General features: G+C 46.3%; 19 protein-coding genes. 18 read left to right on the top strand and 1 reads right to left on the bottom strand.

What is annotated here, in order from left to right:
* Window positions 1–7: 7 nt before the first annotated feature.
* From GCWU000182_RS02525 to GCWU000182_RS02480, 10 genes are all read left to right on the top strand, one after another.
* Window positions 8–775: a TrmH family RNA methyltransferase gene (locus tag GCWU000182_RS02525; RefSeq protein WP_023391172.1), complete on the top strand. Its 768-nt coding sequence runs from the start codon at window positions 8–10 to the stop codon at window positions 773–775.
* Between the two features lie 185 nt (window positions 776–960).
* Window positions 961–1,698, top strand: a complete 738-nt coding sequence (locus GCWU000182_RS10310; RefSeq protein ID WP_023391171.1) for a thermonuclease family protein — start codon at window positions 961–963, stop codon at window positions 1,696–1,698.
* Window positions 1,699–1,763: 65 nt separating this feature from the next.
* Complete coding sequence (locus GCWU000182_RS02515; protein WP_051372916.1) at window positions 1,764–2,240, top strand: thermonuclease family protein; 477 nt, start codon at window positions 1,764–1,766, stop codon at window positions 2,238–2,240.
* A 190-nt stretch (window positions 2,241–2,430) separates the two neighbouring features.
* Window positions 2,431–3,441: a LacI family DNA-binding transcriptional regulator gene (locus GCWU000182_RS02510; protein WP_023391169.1), complete on the top strand. Its 1,011-nt coding sequence runs from the start codon at window positions 2,431–2,433 to the stop codon at window positions 3,439–3,441.
* A 155-nt stretch (window positions 3,442–3,596) separates the two neighbouring features.
* Window positions 3,597–4,907 carry an ABC transporter substrate-binding protein gene (locus GCWU000182_RS02505; RefSeq protein ID WP_023391168.1) on the top strand — a complete coding sequence of 437 codons (1,311 nt, stop codon included), beginning with the start codon at window positions 3,597–3,599 and terminating at the stop codon, window positions 4,905–4,907.
* A 62-nt stretch (window positions 4,908–4,969) separates the two neighbouring features.
* Window positions 4,970–5,848, top strand: a complete 879-nt coding sequence (locus GCWU000182_RS02500; RefSeq protein WP_035363945.1) for a carbohydrate ABC transporter permease — start codon at window positions 4,970–4,972, stop codon at window positions 5,846–5,848.
* A 1-nt stretch (window position 5,849) separates the two neighbouring features.
* On the top strand, window positions 5,850–6,695 hold the full coding sequence (locus GCWU000182_RS02495; protein WP_169727601.1) for a carbohydrate ABC transporter permease: 846 nt from the start codon (window positions 5,850–5,852) through the stop codon (window positions 6,693–6,695).
* 15 nt (window positions 6,696–6,710) lie between these two features.
* Window positions 6,711–8,192, top strand: a complete 1,482-nt coding sequence (locus tag GCWU000182_RS02490) for a glycoside hydrolase family 32 protein (protein WP_023391165.1) — start codon at window positions 6,711–6,713, stop codon at window positions 8,190–8,192.
* 232 nt (window positions 8,193–8,424) lie between these two features.
* A complete protein-coding gene (locus GCWU000182_RS02485) occupies window positions 8,425–8,706 on the top strand; it encodes a DUF6110 family protein (RefSeq protein WP_023391164.1) in 282 nt (93 codons plus the stop codon).
* A 1-nt stretch (window position 8,707) separates the two neighbouring features.
* Entirely contained in the window at window positions 8,708–10,795 is a 2,088-nt protein-coding gene (locus GCWU000182_RS02480; protein WP_035363944.1) for a heavy metal translocating P-type ATPase, read from the top strand.
* Window positions 10,796–10,936: 141 nt separating this feature from the next.
* Here GCWU000182_RS02480 and GCWU000182_RS02475 read toward each other — a convergent pair whose 3' ends face one another.
* Window positions 10,937–12,790 carry an amidase family protein gene (locus GCWU000182_RS02475; protein ID WP_051372915.1) on the bottom strand — a complete coding sequence of 618 codons (1,854 nt, stop codon included), beginning with the start codon at window positions 12,788–12,790 and terminating at the stop codon, window positions 10,937–10,939.
* Between the two features lie 537 nt (window positions 12,791–13,327).
* Between GCWU000182_RS02475 and pheS the strand changes: the two genes are divergently transcribed.
* From pheS to GCWU000182_RS02435, 8 genes are all read left to right on the top strand, one after another.
* Entirely contained in the window at window positions 13,328–14,389 is a 1,062-nt protein-coding gene (gene pheS, locus GCWU000182_RS02470; protein ID WP_035363942.1) for a phenylalanine--tRNA ligase subunit alpha, read from the top strand.
* A complete protein-coding gene (gene pheT / locus GCWU000182_RS02465; RefSeq protein ID WP_023391160.1) occupies window positions 14,389–16,815 on the top strand; it encodes a phenylalanine--tRNA ligase subunit beta in 2,427 nt (808 codons plus the stop codon). Before pheS ends, pheT begins: the two co-directional genes overlap by 1 nt.
* Before the next feature lie 117 nt (window positions 16,816–16,932).
* Window positions 16,933–17,463 carry a hypothetical protein gene (locus tag GCWU000182_RS02460; protein ID WP_023391159.1) on the top strand — a complete coding sequence of 177 codons (531 nt, stop codon included), beginning with the start codon at window positions 16,933–16,935 and terminating at the stop codon, window positions 17,461–17,463.
* Between the two features lie 344 nt (window positions 17,464–17,807).
* Window positions 17,808–19,142: a magnesium transporter gene (gene mgtE, locus GCWU000182_RS02455; protein ID WP_023391158.1), complete on the top strand. Its 1,335-nt coding sequence runs from the start codon at window positions 17,808–17,810 to the stop codon at window positions 19,140–19,142.
* Window positions 19,143–19,350: 208 nt separating this feature from the next.
* Window positions 19,351–20,235, top strand: coding sequence for a bifunctional methylenetetrahydrofolate dehydrogenase/methenyltetrahydrofolate cyclohydrolase FolD (folD, locus tag GCWU000182_RS02450; RefSeq protein WP_023391157.1), 885 nt, complete (start codon window positions 19,351–19,353; stop codon window positions 20,233–20,235).
* A gap of 3 nt (window positions 20,236–20,238) precedes the next feature.
* The gene (xseA, locus tag GCWU000182_RS02445) at window positions 20,239–21,642 is read left to right on the top strand and encodes an exodeoxyribonuclease VII large subunit (protein WP_023391156.1); all 1,404 of its coding nucleotides are present in this window, start codon (window positions 20,239–20,241) and stop codon (window positions 21,640–21,642) included.
* Window positions 21,593–21,826 carry an exodeoxyribonuclease VII small subunit gene (gene xseB, locus GCWU000182_RS02440; RefSeq protein WP_023391155.1) on the top strand — a complete coding sequence of 78 codons (234 nt, stop codon included), beginning with the start codon at window positions 21,593–21,595 and terminating at the stop codon, window positions 21,824–21,826. The genes xseA and xseB overlap by 50 nt, the downstream gene beginning before the upstream one ends.
* On the top strand, window positions 21,823–22,716 hold the full coding sequence (locus tag GCWU000182_RS02435; RefSeq protein WP_023391154.1) for a polyprenyl synthetase family protein: 894 nt from the start codon (window positions 21,823–21,825) through the stop codon (window positions 22,714–22,716). Before xseB ends, GCWU000182_RS02435 begins: the two co-directional genes overlap by 4 nt.
* The last annotated feature ends 4 nt before the right edge of the window (window positions 22,717–22,720 follow it).

Here is a 22,720-nt window from a genome sequence, read left to right as displayed (position 1 = left end):
TCTTGCCATGGAAGTTATTCAATCCAAGCAAAATCCTAAGATTAAGGCCTGGAAGAAACTAGCTACTGCCAAGGGGCGCCAGAAGGCGGGGCAGTACCTGATTGAGGGGACTCATCTGGTAGAAGAAGCCCTTAAGTCAGGTCAACCAGTCCGCCATTTGGTAGCTACACTGGATTATGATTTAAGTCAGTTGCCTGATCAGGCTCTTAGTCTGCCACTTTTACTGGTCAGTCCTGAGCTCTTGAAGGACCTGAGCGAGACGCCAACACCCCAAGGAATTATGGCGATTATCGACTTACCGTCATCGCCCCTTGATTGGCAACCTTCTGGTCAACGTTACCTGATTTTGGATGCGGTGCAAGACCCAGGTAACCTGGGAACCCTGATTCGAACAGCAGATGCAGCAGCTTATGATGGGGTCATTCTAGGCAAAGGTACAGTGGATGTCTACAATGACAAGGTCCTAAGAGCTAGCCAAGGTTCACTTTGGCACCTGGAGGTTGTCAGTTTGGACCTCTTACAGGAGGCCCGTCCAGCCTTTGAAGCCGCTGGTATTCCTTGGTTGGTTACGGCTCTTCACCAGGAGGCGAAAGCCTATCAAGAGGTGCCAGCCAATCAGAAGCTAGCCTTAGTGCTAGGCAACGAAGGACAAGGAGTCTCTGAAGCAGTTATTCAAGTAGCTGACCAGACTATCTACATTCCTATGCCAGGGCAGGCTGAGTCACTCAATGTAGCAGTTGCTGGTGGCATTCTAATGTTTTATTTTCAAGCGTAAAAAGCAGGCCTAGGCCTGCTTTTTTTGAGTAAAAACTAGGGTAAAACTTATCTGTTTTGTTGTTTTTAATGATGCCTATTGCAGATAGAGTGGAGAGTGCTAGAATAATGTTTGTGGATGATTATACTATTTAATAGTAGGAATTATTCTGTGTTGCGTGAAAAAATGAGAGGGAAGTGTGTGCAATGAAAAAGTCAGTCTATATTAGCGCATCGTTTCTATTGTTATGCGCCGGTAGCACTCTAAGTGCAAATGTATCTGCTAAGGTTAGTCAAGATAGTTTGGGCTATAAAGTTTTGGCTCAGCAAACGGGAGACAGAAAAGTCACCAAAGTAAAGTCTATTGAGGCCTTAGAAGGTGACTTAATCAAGGTAACTCTACCAGATGATTCAAGCTATGAGGCACATTTAGCTATGGTCAATGCGCCCGAAATGAAAGGTAATAAACCTTTCGCCAAAGAAGCAAAAGAACGCTTAAACAGTTTGCTTGAGGAGGCTGACACACTCAATGTAGAAGAGTCGGGAGGAGCAGAACAAAAAATTGACGGCAAATCCACACTCTTTCTATGGGCGGATGATGTTTTGCTTCAGGAAGCTCTAGTTACGGAAGGATTAGCGCGAGTGGACTATATTCAGTCAGCGGATGAACCTTACCTCAAAGTCATGCGGGAATCTGAAGACTATGCCAAGCAATCCAGTAGCAAAATTTGGTCTCAGAGCGGAGTGTATTCCAATGATCCAGTTCGCAAGGACTTGAGTGCTAGCCAGGCTCAAACGCCAGCTGCTGCTCCTGCCCAACCATCCGTTTTCTATAAGAACTGTAAGGAAGTCAAGGCGGCTGGTGCTGCACCTATCCGGCCAGGTGATCCAGGATGGGATCCAAAGTTTGATCGTGATGGAGACGGTATCGGTTGTGAACGATGAGACGGTCACTTTTTATACTTCTATTAGCTCTAGTGACTATCTGTGGAGGTGTTTGTTCAGTAGGAGTGGTAGCCCAAGCTTCACCTAACCTGCAGGCTAAGCCAGTTAATCCAAAATTACTTGAAGTAGTCAAGGCATATCAGGTAGTCGACGGAGATACTGCCTATTTTGACCTAGGCTCCGGTAAGGCGATTAAAGCGCGTTTGTTACTAATAGACACTCCTGAGTTACATCATCCTCGACTGGGGCAACAGCCATATGGACTTGAAGCCAAACAGAGACTCCAGCAGTTGCTTCGTGAAGCCCACAAAATTGAAGTTGAATATGATATTGGAACACACAAAGATAAGTATCAACGTGATTTAATTTATGTTTGGGTTGATGGTCAACTTGTTCAAGAAATTTTAGTGCGTGATGGCCTCGCCCAAGTTGCGTATGTTTACCCACCTAATACGCGATATTTGAATTATTTGGAAGCATCGCAAAAAGAAGCCAAGGAAGCTAAAATTGGTTTATGGTCGTTGTATGGGCCAGAAAGGTGATGGACACAGTAGAGAGCGGTTTAAGTAAGAAACTAATTGGTAATTAATTTATAGGGAAAGACTGGAGCTTGTTCCAGTCTTTTCGTCTTGCATAGGAATTTGGGCAAGTTAACGAAAATTCAAAGACAAATTGAATGATACTTGAAAACGCTACATTTCATGGTAAGATTAAGAAGTAAGAGGTGATACTATGAAAGATGCGAATCAATTTTCAGCCAAAGCGACCATGAAAGATGTGGCGGAACGGGCAGGCGTTGGCTTAGGAACAGTCTCTCGGGTGGTCAATGGCTTCAGAGTTAAAGACTCAACCTATGAGAAGGTTCAGATAGCTATTCGTGAATTAAACTATCAGCCCGATGAATATGCACGAGGGCTCAAAACTAACCGCAGTAATATTGTGGCCTTGATTGTCCCCACCATTTGGCATCCATTTTTCTCACAGTTCGCCTATCATGTGGAGAAGGAACTACAACAGCATCACTATAAACTTCTGATTTGTAATGCTGATGGTGATGCAAGTAATGAGATTGAGTACATTGAAATGCTGAAGAAGAACAAGGTGGATGGTATCATCGGCATTACCTATTCAGATATTGACAAGTATATTCTGTCCTCGCTACCCTTGGTCAGCATCGACCGGCATTTCTCGGAGAATGTCTATTATGTTACCTCCGAAAACTATGAGGGGGGTCAGCTGGCGGCTAAAGAGCTTCTAGAACGAGGCGCTAAGCAGCTTGCCTATATTGGTGGGACTAATATCCATGAGAATGAGACAGTATTGCGCAAGGCGGGTTTCTATGATTATTCTGCCAAGCAAGGATACAACGTTGCTAAGCTAGATATGCCCGAGCCCATTGACGATGTGGAAGGTCGTATCCGAGCCTTTGTCGAGGAACATGCCGACTTAGATGGCTTCTTTACCGTTAATGATTTTATGGCTCTTCAAGTGATGAAAGTTATGCAAGCGTTAGGTAAGTCTTGTCCAGAAGACTATCAGCTAATAGGTTTTGATGGACTTAAGACGGCGGAGGGCCAAGATTATCTCCTCTCAACCATTGCCCAGCCCATTGATCAGATGGCCATTGCTGCGGTCGATCTCTTGATGACCCTGATAAAAGGCCAAGTTCAGCCAAGTAGTCATCGCGTTATCTTGCCAGTACATTTTCGTGAAGGAGGCACCACGCGAAAAAAATTGAATTGAATCTCTAAAAATGTCTTGACAAGCCGTGAAAGCGGTATTATTATTAAGGTATAAATTGAAACGTTTCAAATCCCGAGCCCCAGCTAGACCCATTATCCTGCCGTGGGCTTGACTTTTAAAAGAAAATTGAAACGTTTCAAAAAGGAGGAAACAACATGAAAAAAGGATTCATCTTATCTGCTCTGACCACTTTATCGATGAGCTTCTTAGCAGGTGCAGTGGCGCCAACCCCCGTAGCCCATGCTGCCGGCCAAGACATCAAGGTTTGGGTACAATTTTCAGATGAGACCGCAGAAGGGAAAGCTTGGGCAAAAGTCGTAGAAAACTTCAACAAGAAGTACGATGGAAAGTACCAAGTAACAACAGAATACATTCCGCGTAGTGGTTCTGGTGGTGGCTATGAAGACAAGGTCAACGCGGGTATTACCACTAACACCTTGCCAGATGTTATTACTTTAGACGGACCAAACACAGCAGCCTATGCTAAGGCTAAGGTAATTGCGCCATTGGATGACTATCTAGCTGACGCTAATATGGATGACGTACTTGACTCCATCAAGCAACAGGGGACCTATGATGGCAAATTCTATGCCTTTGGCTTCTCCGAATCCAACGTTGGGATTTATTACAACAAGAAAATGTTCAAGGAAGCAGGCATTGAAGATTCAGAACTTCCAACCCTTCAAAAACCTTGGACCTGGGACGAGTTTAAGGCGATTAGCAAGAAGTTGACAGACCACTTCAAACAACCAGCAATTGACTTCCGTCTCAACTCAATGGACGAAATGCTGCCATATGCTTATATGCCATTACTCTGGTCAAATGGTGGGACTGTTGTGAATGAAGACGGGACCAAGGCACAAGGTTACTTCAACAGTAAGGAAAGTGTGGAGGCCGTTCAATTCATTCAAGATTTAGTCAAAGAAGGTTACACCACGATTAGCCCAGTTGAAAAAGGCTTTGAAACAGGCGTTTACCCAATGGTCTTAAGCGGTTCTTGGACCATTAATGACTTAAACGAAAACTATAAAGACATTGAATATGGTATCCTACCTTACCCAGTATCAAATACTACTAAGAAATTAGTTTCCCCATCTGGTAGCTGGCAATTAGCTGTGACGGAAAAATCAGAACAAAAAGAAGGGGCAGCTGAATTCATTAAGTTTGCAACCAACACCGAGTCTAGTGAAATCATTAGCCTAGGCAACAGCGTCCTACCAATCCGTAAGACCACCATTGCTAATATCAAAGACAAGGTATCTGAGCCAATGCGCTTCTTGATGGAACAAAACGCTGCGACTGCCCATGCTCGTCCAGTAGTGGTCGCTTACCCACAAGTATCACGTGCTTTCCAACAAGCTATGCAAGATATTAGTTACTATGAAGAAAATCCAGATGTGCAACAAGTCTTGGATCAACGTGCAGAAGAAATGCAAATTGCGATTGACGAAGCGCTCAATCAATAAGACCTTGGGCAGGTAGTTCCGCTAGGGGCTATCTGCCTTCTTTGAAGAAAGAGGAGTCTGACATGAACAAGAAAAAGAAATTCAAAGAAAATCTCTTAGGCTATGGTTTTCTGTCACCAGCCTTGATATTGCTATTTATTTTCCTAATCATTCCGGTGGGTATGGTCATCTACTATGCTTTCACAGATTACTATATGCTAGCACCAGACGAACGTAAATTTATCGGGTTGGATAATTTCTTCCGTCTAGCCAAGGACAAAACTTTTATTAAGAGTTTTTGGAACACTGTGCAATTCGTCGTCTGGATTATCCCTGTTCAACTGGGAGCAGCCCTAGGGATGGCCCTTATTGTCAATAAGAAGCGTAAAGGGAATATCTTTTTTAAGGTGGCTTTTTTTGCACCGGTTGTCATGTCCCTGGTCGTTATTTCGATTCTATGGCTCTACCTCTTGAATCCTAATAATGGGCTCTTGAATGCCCTCTTGGAAAAAGTCGGCATTGCTAAGCAACCATTCCTGACTAGTCCTAAACAAGCCATGTACGCCATCGTCTTTGTATCTGCCTGGCAGGGAGCTGGTTACCAGATGTTGCTCTTCTTAGGTGGCTTACAAAATATTCCGCAAGATGTCTATGAGGCAGCTGAAATCGATGGCGTCAGCAAGTGGAATCAATTCCGCTATATTACCATGCCATTGCTCAAGCCAACGGCCTTGTTCGTCCTTTTGACGACCTTGATTTCGGCCTTTAAGCTATTGGTCCAACCAATGGTTATGACACAGGGTGGCCCGGCTAACTCTACCATTACCATGGTTTACTACATTTACCGCAAAGGTTTCACAGACCGTTTGGTAGGGTACTCTAGTTCCATTGCCCTAGTCTTTACAACCTTAATTGGGGTTATTTCCCTGGTACAACGCCGGGTCTTGAAGGAGGATGAATAGGATGAAACGCTTGAAACCAAGTAACTTGCTTGAATATATTCTCCTGATTTTGCTGGCTGGCCTCTTTCTCTTCCCTATGATCTGGATGGTAGTCTCATCCATGAAGCCAGAGGCTGATGTTTATAAGAACTTAAAAGGCTGGGAAGCATTCCTACCAAGCCTTAATCCGGCTAACTGGTTCAAGACTTATGAAGAGGTCTTGCAACGCTTCAGCATTGTAACTTACATGGCCAACAGTATTTTCTATGCGGTCACTTTTGCGGCCGGATCTATTCTGGTCAACTCTCTAGCAGGTTTTGCCTTCGCCCGCATTAATTTTACAGGTAAGAAATGGCTATTCGGTTTTCTCCTGGCTTTGCTGATTATTCCAGGTGAAACCATGCTGATTCCTCAGTTCACAATTATCAACTCGCTAGGGCTAGTCAATAACCGTTTAGCGGTTATTATTCCTGGCTTGGCTAGTGTCTTCAATATTTATCTCTTCCGAAATTTCTTCATTGCCATTCCAGAAGAAATTATTGAGTCTGCGCGGATAGACGGGGCTGGCATTGTGCGGATTTTCTTCCGTATTATGTTGCCAATGTCTAAGCCAGCTATTGCTACAGTTGGGGTTCTATCCTTTATTTCCTGCTGGAACGACTATATCTGGCCACTCATGGTCTTGACGGATTCTTCTAAGTTCTCCATGCAGGTGGCGATTACGACGATTAATACTACACAACCTGTTTATATTAACCAAGTGATGGCCGTTCTGACTATTTCAACTATTCCACTGATTCTAGTTTATGTCTTAGCTCAAAAATACATTCTTCAAGGCCTGGGTGGTTCCGGGACTGGGATTAAATAGTAAGTAGGTGACCACATGCAAGAACAAATCTCACGGGCAAATTCCTACATTGCTCAGCAAGCACCACAGGTAAATCCGCGCTTTCGTCACGGCTATCATCTTATGCCTCCTGTGGGTTGGATGAATGACCCCAATGGTTTTATCTACTACGAAGGTTACTATCATCTCTTCTATCAGTTTTATCCCTATGATAGCGTCTGGGGGCCCATGCATTGGGGGCACGCACGTAGCAAAGATTTAACGCACTGGGAAGATCTTCCAGTTGCCCTAGCACCTAGCGAAGCCTATGATCAATCAGGATGCTTCTCAGGTAGTGCTTTGGTTATTGATGGTCAATTGGTCTTAATGTATACCGGCCATGTCGACCAGCAGGGGCAGGTGACTCAGACGCAATGTTTGGCGGTTTCTGATGATGGAATTAACTTCCGTAAATACGAGGGTAATCCTGTCATTGCCCATAAGCATATTGAAGGTGTGGCTGACATTGCTGATTTCCGCGACCCTAAAATTTTGCAACACAATGGTCGCTATTACTCAGTAATTGCCTCCAAGACCGTTGATCATCGCGGTCAGATTCTGCTCTTCGAATCCGCAAATGGTTTTGAATGGGACTTTAAGTCTGTTTTGCTTGAAGGGCAGGCCGGACATGGCGTCATGTGGGAATGTCCGGATCTTTTCCCGCTAGACGGTAAATGGGTACTAATTATGTCACCGATTGAGCGTGAGCGAGATGGCAATGCCTATTGGAATCTGAATTCCACTGTCGCCTATGTCGGTCAAATGGACTGGGAATCCGGGCAGTTCCAAGTAGAAAATCAACATGAGATTGATGGAGGGCTAGATTTTTATGCACCTCAAACTTGTTTGAACTCAGAAAATGAGCGAATCATGGTAGCTTGGATGCAGATGTGGCAACGTAACATTCCATCCCATGAACTTGGTGATGGTTGGGCTGGAGCGATGAGCTTACCAAGACAGGTGCGAGTTATGGATAATCGATTGTGTCAGTCAATTCCAAGCTCAGTACTAGCGCAATTTAGCGAGGATAAGACCTGGCAAGGACAATTAGAGCCTGGCCAAGAGTTCTACCTATCCGATTGGGTTAAGTCCCAACAAGTCTTAAAATTGAATTTAGAAGCCGTTCCTGGTGCTGTCTTCCAACTGCATTATGGTGGTAAATCCGATTATCCGGAAGGCCTCAGCTTAACTTGGCAAGCAGATCAAGCTCTCTTGACTGTCAAACGAGATGGGGTAGGCCATCAAATTATCGGTAAAGAAGAGCCTTATCTAGATAGTCGTCTGCTTGATATTTGGAGCGATATCCCTTATCGCCTGGAACTGGAAATTGTTCGTGACACTTCGTCCATTGAGGTTTTTGTTAACAAAAAACAAGTCATGTCTTTCACTTTTTATGCTGAGGGGCTTGGAACAGGCATAGGCTTAGTGTCAAGTCAGCTAGTAAAAGTTGAGAATTTGACCAACTATAGTCTCATATAAAACTATAAGAAAAGGCTGGGAATGTGTAAGTTCCAGCCTTTTGCATGTCTTGAGGGGAGGCCCCCAATAAAACAGGGAAATCTTCATAGGTAGAGTGAATCAAATTAAGTCTGCTTTTTACGACGCTAGCAGGCAATTTAGGTCCCCCTTATTCTTGTAATCAAAATGTAACCAGACCTAAGAGTAGATGTGATATAATAATTCCATAGCAAAATTATAGGGGGTTATTTTTATGTCATTAAATGCATTAAAAGTCTTAAAAGGCATTTCTAAAGTACCGAGTGTTTTTCTAAGTGGCGTCGCTTTTGGGACGCTTGGACTCAAATTGTTGACAAGCAAAGAAGCTAAAAAAGGTTATGCGACTGTCTTAGCCAAAACCTACAAGGCTAAAGACGGTATCGACAGCATGGTTTCTGCCGTCAAGCAACATGCGGACGACATAGTAGCTGACGCTAAGGATCTCTATCAAGCAGAGAAAACAGCAGATCAACTCGCATCATTAGAGGGTGAATAACGTGCAATTTCAAGTGTTGCATCAGTCAAGTGGCCGGGTTCGACTTCGCGCCACTTTTCCTTTTACTGAAGATGTAAAATACTATCTTGATGGCCTAGCTTCGGGCTTCCCCGATATTCTAAGACTGAACTTTTATGAAGATCCTTATGTGGTAGCCATCCATGTGATGCCTGGTCGTCAGGGCGTTGTAGCTCAATTATGGCACTTAATTCAGAAGGATAAATTAGAAGAACTTTATCGTCATCCCCAGCATCACGCAGCTTCAAGCCCTTATGCCTTAGTATCCTCAGCTATGGCGCGTCACTACCTCTTTAAGTGGTTCATGCCAGTGCCTGTACGTTTGGCTAGAACCCTGTGGAAAGCTCTAGGCTACTTCCGTGATGCTTGGCGTGTTCTGCGACAGGGTAAGTTAACCATGGAAATTTTGGACTGTTCCGCCATTCTAGTGTCACTCGCGATGAAACAGACCGATACGGCTAGCGCCATCATGTTTATCCTAGAATTAGGGGAGACACTCAACTATTGGACCCAAAAACGCTCCCTAGAAGATCTTGAAGCCAGCATCGCTGGTCAAGGCCGCCAAGTATGGTTACTCAAGGGAGACCACTTGCTACAAATCGATAGCCAAGAAGTCCAAGTAGGTGATGTGCTTGTCTTCTATGAAGGCAGTGAGTTGCTCTTTGATGGGATTGTCTTGAATGGTCGAGCTAGTGTCAATGAGAGCTCCTTGACTGGTGAATCCTTCCCAGTAATCAAAGCTGTGGGGGATGAAGTCTACTCTAACACGGTCTTAACCAGTGGAGAACTACACGTTCGTGTAGAAAATCCAACCGCTAACTACCGTATACAAGAGCTAGTTAAGCTCATGCAAGAAGCGGCACAGCAGGAAGGAACCTACCAGTATAAGTACACCTCCATTGCTGATCGCATCGTCAAGTATAATTTCTTGGGAGCAGCGTTGACCTATATCCTAACAGGATCCTTTACCAAGGCAATTTCCTTCCTGTTAGTCGATTACTCCTGTGCGCTTAAATTATCGACTCCTATGGTGTACCTCTCCGCCATCAAGCAATTGATGCATCAGCAAGTTGTTGTGAAGAATTCGACAGTTCTGGACCAATTTGATGAAGTTGATACCTTAGTCTTTGATAAGACGGGGACCATTACCACTTCTCGTCCAGTTATTGAAGAAGTCATTCCTTTTCATGGCTATAGTGCAGAAGATGTCATCATGATTGGCGCCTGTTTAGAAGAGCATATTTACCATCCAATCGCTCATGCCTTGGTGGATAAGGCGGCTCGAGAAGGCATCATTCATGAAGAAATGCATACCGAGCTCAACCACATAGCTTCCAAGGGCATTCGTTCTGAAATCGATGGTAACGTCGTAGTGATTGGGAGCTTAGGTTTAATGGAAGATTCAGGGATTGAGATTGAAGCCAATCAGAGTCAATTGATTCGTCAGAAAGAAACACACTATAATTTACTCTACCTAGGTTATCGCCAGAAACTGATTGCCATGTTCTGCGTGGCGATTCCAGTTCGCCATGAGGCGCATAGTGTTCTACACGCTCTAAAAGGCTTGGGCAAGTATTTAGTCCTCTTAACAGGCGATACAGCGGCCAGAACCAATCGCTTAGTAGCAGACTTGCCTTTTGATGAAGTTCATACCAGTATGACGCCAGTGACTAAATTTGATTATGTCCAAAGGATGCAAGCGCAAGGCCACCGCGTCCTGATGATAGGGGATGGCCTCAATGATTCGGCTGCCCTATCTGCCAGTGATGTGGGCGTGGTTATGGGCGAAGGGGCGGAGGTTTCTAAGCAAATTAGTGACATTATGCTGCCATCCAATAATTTAGCTTCGCTCTTAACCTTGCATCAAGTCTCTGTCGATCTCAAGCAAGAAATTCAGGGGAATGTGCGGGATACTATTGCCATTAATTCAGGTCTTATTGGCTTGGGGGTACTGAATTGGCTTAAACCAAGTAGTTTGGCAATCTTGCATAACATGACGACCTTTGGGATTCTTTGCCGTAGCTATCTGAAGGGCAATGTAAGGCTAGAGAGTGAGGCAGAGGAGAAGTAATGACTTTGTTTAAAATACTTATCGAATGTGGAGTCATACGGTGGAAACAACCACGATCAACATAGTAAAAGCAAAAGGCCCCCATGACTTAGAATGTTAAGTCATGGGGGTCTCTTCTACATTTTATAAGGGGTGTGGAAGCTAATTCGGATTGGAGCCATCTATTTTTGTTTGGGACAGCGCAATTAACCCTAGTAAGGTGAAGAGCATGGAGAGGACCTGAGAGCTAACACTTGATAGATCACCAGTCTCAGGGAGTTTAGCTGAAATCTGCTTACTTCCTTCTGCTCCACCAATTAGCTGTTGGTTTTCAGAGGAGCTAAACAATTCGTTCGAGCTGGTGTCTGCTGCCAAAGTGCTGGGTTCATTCTGGCTTGTTTCTAGTTCTGGACGGTTAAATTGTTGATTTGCCGCCATCAAATCGCCTAATTGGAGCAGGTAACGGTCATTTCCTATGGCAGCATTAAACTGAATGCCTAAAGGAAGGCCAGATTTGGTGACTAAAGCAGGGAGACTTAGGGCAGGCTCACCTGTCAAATTGGCGAATTGTGTGTAAGGCGTAAGGGCCAGAGATTGGAGCCAGTGATCATAAATCAGTTGCATCTTGGCGTCATGGCTCAAATTTTCCGAATTCTTAATCAGTTCAAGGTCTTGGTCAGACACTAGAGCTTGATCAATGCGCGGAGCGGTGTAGGCCGTTGTAGGTGTTAAGAAAAGAGGATAGCGTTGGTGGAAATCAGCCATGGTTTGACGGACTTGCTGGATGCGAGCCCAGGCCTGATTTACTTCTTCCTTGGTCATGGTCTTGCTTGCCTGGTAGAGTAGCCAGCTAGTAGGGTCTACATCATCATAGCGTAGCTCTCGTTTGAGCTTGGTCTTGGCTAGATAACCTACTACACCCATTTGGCTAGCATTGATTGTATAGTAATCCTTCATTAATTGGACACCATCAAAAGGCCAGTTTACTTCTTCCAAACGGAAACCTTTGCCTCGCAAAAAGGCTACGGTTCGCTCAACTGCCAGTTGAGCCTCGGGGCTGACTTGCGTTCCAACGGGAGATAAGCTGGTATAGCCAATTGCTAGTCGTTTTAACTCTGCTTCAGTCAAGGCTTGAGCCAAGGAAGCATCCGGTTTCTTCATCGCTTCAAACAAGCTCTTGGTATCTTCCATGGTTTTGGTCATCATAAAATGGGCCACTGTATTTTTGTCGATGGAGGCATTGCCCACTATGACACCACGACTAGGCTTAAGGCCAATAAGTCCATTCCAGGAAGCCGGAATACGAATGGAGCCGCCCGCATCACTACCGGTTGCAGTTGGGGTCATGCCAGCGGCTGTAGCTGCACCAGAGCCACCGCTGGAACCGCCTGCCTGATGGTCAGAGTTCCAGGGGCTGCCAGTAGGGCCATAGAGCTTAGAGTCTGTAATGTTCTTTAGTCCCATTTCAGGATAATTGGTCTGCCCAATGAGGATAAAGCCTAAGTCTTGCAAGGACTTAACGAAGGGACTTGTAGAGCCAGCTTTTTGGTTAGCTAAGAAGGTCAGGCCATTGGAGTTGGGCATACCCTTAATGGTGTGACCTAATCCTTTTACCAATAAGGGAACGCCTAAGAATGGTTGGCCTTGATCTTTAATTTGCCTAGCTTCAGTCAAGGCTTCTTCAGCTCTTAGACTAATAACTGCATGCAGGGCAGGGTCTTTTTCCTTGATAGTGGTTAGAGCAAAATTTACCAATTCTTCACTTGTGACTTTACCAGAGCGGACCCATTCAGCTTGTTGACTAGCATCAGCCGCTTGGTAGGCAGCAAGGTCTATCTTGGCTTCAGCTGGATCACTAGCTTGACTGGCTGATTCATCGTCTCTTGAGGATACTTGACTGCTTTCGATGTCGGAACTTGAGCTGTCTTGTGCCCAGACCACCGGTTGGCTCGCGCTTGTTACCAACCATAGGGATAATAGGGCTAGTAAGCGCGTCTTGATTTTTTGTTTTAGCATTTTTACACATCCTTTCATAACTTGCTAGTCTATTATACGCCTCCTCTTAAGCGCTTCCTATAGCCATGAACATTTAAGCCACAAAAAGAACACCATTATTCGGTCTTTGTATTCATAAAGATCAGATGATGGACCTAAATGACGAACATTGCTGAATACTAGGACCTATATAGTGCCTAAGGCACAATCCTCTGTTGACTATGCATTTGCTTTAAGCTATACTAGTAGCTATCACAGATGAAGCATAAAGCAATGAGGAAATCCGTTAAGTTCGCACAAGTCAGGGAGGCACTTCACCGACTGCAAGGGTGCCAAAGGTAAGCCGAACTTAGCCTTCAATTTCTTAGCTTGACCGTTAAGTTTTTAATCATATAGAAATGAACAGGTCACCGCCCGCCACGGTTAACGGCAACAAGTGCTCGAAGAACTAGCTTTTTCGAGAACGAGGGTGGTACCACGGTAGCTCGTCCCTTATAGGGGCGGGCTATTTTTTATTACCTTGTTTCATCTGAAAAAATGATAAAGGAGTCATGCACCATGTCAGATATCAATACGCATATTGAGGCCTTAGAAGCCTTGCGTCAACAAGCGATTCCGCAATTAGAAGCAACTGAATCCATCAAGGATTTAGAGAAATTTCGCCTAGATTACCTGGGTAAGAAAGGGCGTTTTGCGGCGGTTGCGCAAGCCATGCGCGACCTTTCAGCAGAAGATCGGCCTAAATTAGGTCAGGTAATGAACCAAGTGAAGTCGGCCTTCGAAGAAATGTTGGAAAGCCGCCGCCACAAGTTAGAAGAAATGGCCCTGGAAGCTAAATTAGCTTTGGAGACAGTGGATGTGACCTTGCCAGGTCGAAAGCCAGCTGGGGGCGCCCGCCACATCATTACCCAAACCATGGAAGAGATTGAAGACCTCTTTATCGGCATGGGCTATCAGGTCGTGGAAGGTCCAGAAGTGGAGTTAGACCACTACAACTTCGAAATGATGAACCTGCCTAAGACCCACCCAGCTCGCGATATGCAGGATACATTCTATATTGACAGCGAAGTCTTGTTGCGGACCCACACTTCGCCAGTTCAAGCCCGGACCATGGAAAAACACGATTTCAGTCAAGGACCATTGAAGATGATTTCGCCAGGTAAGGTCTTCCGTCGCGATAGCGATGATGCGACTCACTCCCACCAATTCCACCAAATTGAAGGCTTAGTCGTAGACAAACATGTGACCATGGCCGACCTCAAGGGGACACTTCAGGCCTTTGCCCGAACACTTTTTGGGGCGGAACGTGAAATCCGTCTTCGTCCATCCTACTTCCCATTCACCGAGCCATCAGTTGAAGTAGACGTAAGCTGCTTCAAGTGTGGCGGGGATGGCTGTAATGTCTGCAAACATACTGGCTGGATTGAAATTCTAGGGGCTGGTATGGTCCATCCAAATGTCTTGGAAATGGCCGGCATTGATTCAACTGTTTATTCCGGCTTTGCCTTCGGTTTAGGCCCTGACCGGGTAGCGATGTTGAAGTATAACATTGACGATATTCGTCACTTCTATCAAAATGACTTGCGCTTCTTAAGCCAGTTCAAAGGAGGTCAGAACTAATGTATTTATCATTCGAATGGCTCAATGATTATTTAGACTTAACAGGCTTGACAGGAGAAGCCCTAGCCGATCGTATGTCCCGGACCGGGATTGAAATCGAAGCAGTTGAAAACTATGGGGCTCAATTATCTGGTTTAGTGGTCGGGCAAGTATTGTCGGTTGAAGACCACGCTGATAGTGACCATCTCCATGTCTGCCAAGTGACGGTAGGCGATCAGGAGCCCCTGCAAATTGTCTGTGGGGCACCCAATGTGGTGGCTGGCGCTAAAGTTATTGTGGCCACTATTGGGGCTCGTTTAGCCGGTGGTTTGAAGATTAAGAAGGGCAAATTACGTGGGGTTGAATCTCATGGGATGTTGTGTGCCCTCCAGGAACTAGGCTTCCCTGACAGCGTGGTGCCAAAAGTTTATGCAGAGGGTCTCTTCCTCTTACCAGCAGATGCGCCGATTGGAGCAGATGTGGTGGACTATCTCAAGTTAGATGATCCAATCTTAGAACTCTCGATTACGCCTAACCGGGCAGATGCGCTTTCTATGCGTGGGGCAGCCTATGAAGTAGGAGCTATTATCGATCAGGTACCTAACTTCGATAATATTCATCGCCAAGCGACACAAGCAGCAGATGCATCTCTCTTGTCTGATGTGACGGTAAAAATTTCAGATAGCGATTTGTCTGCTTGCTACCAAGCTCGAGTGATTGACCAAGTGGAGATTAAGGAAAGCCCACTTTGGTTGCAAATGCGCCTGATGAAAGCAGGAGTTCGTCCACATAACAATATCGTGGACATCACCAACTACTTCCTCATGCTCTATGGCCAACCACTTCATGCCTTTGACTATGATACCTTAGAGCACAAGGCCTTAGGCGTCCGCCCAGCTCGTGAGGGTGAGGTGCTTGTGACCCTAGACGGTAGCGAGCGCTACTTGTCAGCAAGCGACATTGTCATCACCGACCAAGACCGGGCGGTTGCGCTAGCCGGGGTAATGGGGGGCTTAGATACAGAAGTGACCGACAAGACCCGTCGTGTCCTCTTAGAATCAGCCGTATTCAATCCGATTGCTATTCGTCAAACTTCGAAGAAATTCAACCTTCGTTCTGAATCTAGCATGCGTTTTGAAAAAGGCATTAACCATGCGACCATTAGCGAAGCGGGGCAGGAAGCCGCTAACTGGATGGCCTACTATAGTGGGGGCCAAGTGGTGCCCGGTTTAGTCGAAGAGAATCATTTGGACCTGAACCCAATTGAGGTCACTGTACCTTATCGCGCTATTCGAGATAAGATTGGGATTGACTTGAGCCATGAAGAGCTGAGTCATATCTTCCGTCGTCTTGGCTTTGACTTAGCCTTAGGCGAAAATAGCTTCACCGTGACCGTCCCTAAACGTCGTTGGGATATCAGCATTGAAGCCGATATTTTAGAAGAAGTAGCTCGGATTTATGGCTATGATAACCTGCCAACGACCTTGCCGGTAGTGCCAAGTACGCCAGGTCGTCTCAATGCTAAACAAAAACTGGTGCGTCAGACTCGCAATATCTTGGAAGGCCTGGGCCTCAACCAAGTCATCAGCTATGTACTGACTTCACCTAAGCAAGCCGACTTGATGAAGTCGAAAGACTATCCAGTGGTTGCTTTGGACTTCCCGATGAGTGAAGACCGTTCTGTCTTGCGTCAGAGCCTCTTCCCAGCTCTCTTAGAAATCGCCAAGTACAATGCTGCACGTCAGAATCCAAGTTTGGCCTTCTATGAAACAGGTAAAGTCTTCTATGGTCAAGGCAGCAATGTCCAACCACTCGAACAAGAACGTCTAGCCATTCTCTTATCAGGGGTTAAGGAAAGTAAATCCTGGTATGGGCCAGCTCAAGCCTATGATTTCTTCGACCTCAAAGGTGCCGTTGAAGCCTACTTGGCAGCTATCCGTTTGGATAAGCAAGTCAGCTTCCAGGCTGTGTCCAGCTATCCTGAGCTCCATCCTGGTCGGACTGCTCAAGTCCTCTTAGGTGACCAAGTGATTGGGGTTATGGGGCAAATCCATCCAGTCTTAGCTAAGTCTTACGACTTGGATGAAGCCAGCTTCTTCGCTGAATTAGACTTCGATGCTATTTTAGCAGTTCAACGCCCAGCCTTAGTTCAACGTCCAATTCCTAAGTATCCTTCTACCTCACGAGACCTAGCTCTCTTAGTAGATTTAGAGCAAGACCAAGCAGGCCTAGCCCAGCTTATGAAGCAACATGGTGGGAACAACTTAGTGTCGGTTGAGCTCTTCGACTTGTTTATTAACCTTGACCTCTTCCGAGGCAAGAAGTCGCTAGCCTACCGACTGATCTTCCAAAACCCAGATAAGACCTTAACAGACGAGGATGTTCAATCCGCTATGGATCGGATTAGAACTGCACTCGAAACAGTGTCAGGTTTAGAAATTCGTTAAGCCCATGAGAGACTAGAAGACACTTCTAGTCTCTTTATTTTGGCCTGGGCTTTTCATTTAGCAGGCGAGAAGGTATACTGTAGCTATGTATAAATAAAGATTAGGAGGCCATGTGGCATGAGGCGAGAGCGGGTATTGAGAGTGTTTGGGGTAGGTTTGTTGCCCCTAGTAGGGCTAGCAGTCTTACTGGAAAAGCCCCTTTGGTGGGGCAGTGTGACCTTATTTGTCGCGCTCCTAGCCTTGGCCGTCTTTCTCTTCCGTCAAACGGACCAGGTGGCAACTTCAAGTCAAGAAATCATCGCGGCTTCCATCAGCAACTGGTTTCTGATTTTAGCAGCCTTCTATCTGAGCCCTGACAACTGGCTACTAGCGGGACATAGTATTAGTCGTATTTGGGGTTTGGTTCTTGTAGCCTTAGTCCATCTGGGAGTCTTGGTCCTGCACGTGACCAGTCGCCAAGTTAGTCGCCAAACCGCTCGTCAAGTCATGGTGATTAGCTTAGGCTACGTAATCATCATGGGCTTGCTTGTGGCAGGACTCCTAGCTATGGGGCTAGCGTCTGTCATTCCTGTCTGCCTCTTGTTAGCTTCCATGATCTATTTCCTACTTACTTTGTCTTATTTAAGTAAGAGAGCTGAAGGTAAATAAAGGAGAAACCGCTCGTGAGTACGAGCGGTTTTTGATTTTCCTTACCCTATTTATCTATTACATAGATAAATAGGGTATGAGACAGCCAAATTACGTGCTTAAAAGAGCACAAATTTTGATTTCAAGAGCTTGGATGGGCTGGGTATTCTAATAGAGCTCTTGTAAATAGGAGTCAGACAGTTGGAAGTCAATTCCAACTGTTTTTTCTTTGGCTTTTGGGCTGACTCGAGGGGCTTCTTATGGTATGATAGAGGGTGGAAAAAACGAAGCAAAGGGGTTGGTCGATGTGAGTCCCGACTTAAGGAGTGACAATATAAACTAAGACTCAAAGGAGGAAATCCCCTATGCTCGTAGAAGAAATTCAAACAGCCCTATTAAACGAACATTCTGAAGCCATTTACCGTATGATTCGGGAACATCACCCGGCTGATATTGCCTTGGCCCTAGAGGAGCTTGAAGATGAAGAAGTTTTCAAGTTTGTCAGCTTTATCTCGGACAAGGCCCTGGCCTTGATTTTGGAGACACAGATTTCTGAAGAACTCCAGGTTAAGATTGTCGAAGCTGTGCCTTTCGCCCGTATGCTTAATGTCTTCACTTATATGTCCCAGGATGATATCGTGGATATCTTGGGTAACCTATCCATTTGGCAACGTAAGCAATTCCTGAATATGATGAAGAATCGGGATTCGGATGACCTGGAGAAACTCTTGGCCTACGACCCGGATACTGCCGGTGGTCTCATGACGACTGAGTTCATCGCCTTGAATGAGAACTTGACGGTTTATGAAGCCTTCGAGACCATTCGTAAGATTGCGCCAGAGAAGGAAGTTATCGAGACCCTCTTCGTGGTCGATGCCAAAACCTTACTCAAAGGGACAGTCGATATCCGCGATATTTTCACCAAATCCGACCAACAAAAACTCAGTGAAATTCTCAATCCTAATGTCATTTCGGTGACGCCAACGACGGACCAGGAAGAAGTTTCCCTGATTGTTACCAAGTATAACCTGTCAGTTGTGCCGGTCGTTAATAACAAGAACCGGATTCTGGGGATTATCACCAACGACGACATCATCCACGTCATCAATGAAGAGTACACCGAAGATATGTACTTGATGGGTGGGGTGGACTCGGAAGAAACGCTAGACAGCCCAGTCTTCGAGTCCGTCAAACGCCGTCTGCCTTGGTTGGTTATCAACCTCTTCACAGCCTTTCTGGCCTCATCCGTTATCAACCTTTTCTCCGATACCATCAGCCAAATGGTGGCCCTAGCGGCTGCTATGCCGATTGTAGCTGGGATGGGGGGGAATGCCGGTACCCAGACCGTGACCATTGTGGTCCGTGCCCTTGCCTTGGGCGAGGTAGACTGGGGTGATTGGCGCGGAATGCTTAAGGAAATCGGGGCTGGTTTCGCCAACGGTCTCATTACCGGGGGCGTGGCCGCTATTGCTCTTATGCTTATGTATGGTAATGTCTACCTAGGGGTGGTTATCATCCTAGCTATGATTGTAGATATGGTCATTGCCGGAATTTTTGGCTACTTCATCCCCTTGGCGGTTAAGAAATTCCGCGGGGATCCTGCCTTAGTATCAACCGTCTTCCTGACTACGGCTACTGATGTGGGTGGTTTCTTCAGCTTCTTAGGCTTGGCCACTCTCTTCATGCCTTTACTTGTATAATGATTACACCGCCTACTCCCTTGGGAGTGGGCTTTTTGCTTGCGTAAACGCCTTAAAAAGGCCAATCCCGTAGGCTAATGATTAGGTAAGCTGAGTGTCACTTTTGGCTTTTTAGGCCTTCGGACAAAATCGCATTACAGCGCTCTTAAATTATGGTAGAATAAGAAGGAAAAGTCTGTGACCCTAGGGTCCGAAAGGTGTGGTATTCATGCAACGTTTAGATGGGAAAACCCTCTCTCAATCAATTTTCGCTCGGCTGTCCCAGGCGACAGCGGCCTTCCGTTCCCAAACCGGGACCCAGCCCAAATTGACCGTTATTTCAGTCGGGGAAGATCCTGCTAGCAAGGTCTATGTTGGCCAGAAACAAAAACGTGCCTTGGAAATTGGCTATGCCTTCGAATGGATGCTCTTGCCAGCAGATATTAGCCAAGAAGAATTGGAGCGGACCATTAAGGTTCACAACCAAGATCCTCAAACCCATGGGCTCTTATTGCAACTGCCTTTGCCAGATCATCTAGACCCTTTGTCAGCTATGCACTTAATTGACCCAGAAAAAGATGTGGATGGCTTCCATCCCTTGACCATGGGACGGGTCGTTGAAGACAATACAGACCTCTATCCTTGTACGCCTAAAGGCATTGTGCGGCTCCTAGAAAATGCCCAGATTCCTTTACAAGGTCAAAATGTGGTCGTCGTAGGCCGTAGCCAAATTGTGGGCTTGCCTATTTCTATCATGTTGATTAACCGCGGGGCAACTGTGACAGTCTGCAATTCCAAGACCCAGGATTTAGGACACTATACCCGTTATGCGGATATCTTGATTGTAGCGACTGGCCAAGCGCATTTAATCGGGCCAGACCATCTCAAGGAAGGTGCAGTAGTAGTGGACGTCGGGATTAACCGACTTATGTCCGGCAAGCTAGTAGGGGATGTAGATTTTGAGGCGGTAGCCCATAAGGTTAGCTACATCACGCCAGTTCCGGGGGGCGTAGGCCCTATGACGGTAGCTATGTTGATGGAACAGACCTTTACTTGTGCCTGCCAACAACAAAACTTAGATCCCTTGACCTTCTTGAGCCAGGAGGAGGCCTAGTCAGTGACCGATACACAAAAGGACTATCTCAGTGTCAAGGCCCTGACCCGCTATCTCAAGCGCAAGTTCGACGTGGATCCTTACCTGCAGAAAGTCTATGTAGTAGGGGAGGTTTCTAACTTCCGCTTGCGGACAGGCCATCAGTACTTCAGCCTTAAGGAAGACAATGTTAAAATCAACGTCACCATGTTTAAGCAGGCCTTTAGTAAGCTGCCTTTCAAGTTAGAAGAAGGTATGAAGGTCTTAGCGGTGGGGCGGGTTTCTATCTATGAACCCAGTGGTTCCTACCAATTAACGCTTGAGTCGCTTCAACCGGACGGTGTGGGTTCACTCTATCTGGCCCTAGAACAACTCAAGGCTAAGCTCAAACAAGCCGGTCTCTTGGATTTGCCCAAGAAGCAACCGCGCCGTTTTCCGCGGCGGATTGCAGTCATTACCAGCCCAAGTGGGGCCGTCATCCGCGATATTGTGACCACCCTCAAACGACGCTATCCTATTGCACAAGTGGTAGTTTTCCCTACCCGCGTTCAGGGTAAGGAAGCCAGCGGCGAAATTGTCGCGGCCTTTGAACGGCTCAAGGCCAAGCAAGCGGCTTTTGATACCGTGATTCTAGCGCGTGGGGGCGGGGCCATTGAAGACCTCTGGCCCTTCAACGAGGAAATCGTGGCTCAGGCGATTCTAGCCTGTCCCTTGCCGGTCATCACAGCCATCGGCCACGAGACAGATACTACCATTGCTGACTTAGTGGGGGACCTACGCGCTCCAACACCAACCGCCGCAGCTGAAATGGCAGCTGAGGAATTAAGTCAAGTCTATCTCAAGTTGGAAGAAAGTCGAACACGTTTGGCTCAAGCTATGCTAAGCCGGATTCAACATAAGCAAACCCAGCTCCGCCGTTATCAAGAAGTCTATATTTTCCGGGAACCCGAGCGGCTTTACCAAGCCTATATGCAGCAAGTGGACCTCATCAAAGAGCGTTTGTTACGTGCTCAGTCGTCTTATCTGCAGGGGCAGGCTCAAGGCCTGGCTCTTCTATCCACTCGTCTTAAAGCCCAGGGGCCAAGCGGTCGTTTGCATCTGGAAGGAGAGCGGCTAGCCCGCCTACGTCATCAGTTGCAACGAGCTATGGCTCAGACCAGTCAACATTATCAAGGAGAGTTGGCTCGTTATAGCCAGCTCCTAGAGGCCTATAGCCCGCTCAAGATTCTGGCGCGGGGTTATGCCATTATCGAAGACAAGCAAGAAGCGGTAAAATCAGTCCAGCAACTTCAAGTTGGTCAGGTCATCGATTTAACCTTACAAGATGGCCAAGCCACCGCTCAAGTTCAAACCATTAGCGCTCAGAAAGGAAAAAACCATGGCAACAAAAAAGAAAAAGCCTGCGAGTTTCGAAGCAGCTCTAGCTGAATTAGATACCATTGTACAACAACTTGAACGAGGCGAATTGCCTCTAACCCAAGCTCTGGATGCCTTTAAGCAAGGGGTAGAATTAACCCAATACTGCCAAAAGACCCTCCATGATGCTCAAGAAACAGTCGCCAACATGATGGCAGAAGAGGGCGATTTTGTCCTAGATGAGGATGTCCAATGAACTTCTTAGAACTCGATACCCTGCGTCAGCTTTTCGAACGGAGCCTGGACCAACAGACACGTTATCACTTAACACCTCCGCGTCTGATTGAAGCCATGCGCTACTCCCTCAAAAATGGGGGCAAGCGCCTGCGTCCAGTCATGCTCTTGGCGGTTTTGGCTATTCAATCAGAAGACCTAGTCAAATGTGGCCTTAAGACAGCCATTGCCTTGGAGTATATTCACACTTATTCCCTGATTCACGACGATTTACCGGCCATGGATAACGATGACCTACGTCGAGGGCAAGCCACCAACCATAAGCGCTTTGGCGAGGGTCTGGCTATTTTGGCTGGGGATGCCCTCTTAACAGATGCCTTCCAATTTCTGGTTTCAGATGACCTCTTGGATGACCGGACCAAGCTAGCCCTGATTGATCAACTCAGTCAAGCATCGGGTTCTTGGGGTATGGTAGCGGGCCAAGTAGGGGATATTGAAGCTGAACAGACACCTGTTGACTACCAAGGCTTGAAGCAGATTCATGACCAGAAGACAGGTGCCCTATTCCGTTTTGCTTTAGAGGCAGGGGCTATTATCGGTGGGGCGGATGCGAGCACTTGCCAAGCCCTGCGTCAGTTTGGGCGTCACTTTGGCTTAGCCTATCAGATTCACAATGACTTAATGGATGTTTTAGGAAGTCAAGAAGTGACAGGTAAAGTCACTCAGGCGGATCAAGCCCTAACCAAATCTACCTATCCAAGTCTTTTGGGCCTCCAAGGAGCCAAGGATGCCTTGGCAGTAGAGGTTAGCGCAGCTAGCCAAATTTTAGAGAATTTAGCTAAAGAGAGCGGCCGCCCTTATCAGATTCTGGGAGGAATCTTGGATTATTTAACCCTACCCTCTGCTAAGTAAAAGG

This window comes from Abiotrophia defectiva ATCC 49176 (assembly GCF_000160075.2).
Classification (GTDB): Bacteria; Bacillota; Bacilli; order Lactobacillales; family Aerococcaceae; genus Abiotrophia; species Abiotrophia defectiva.
Note: the sequence above shows the minus strand (reverse complement) of the source record. Positions and strands in the feature narration are given on the sequence as shown.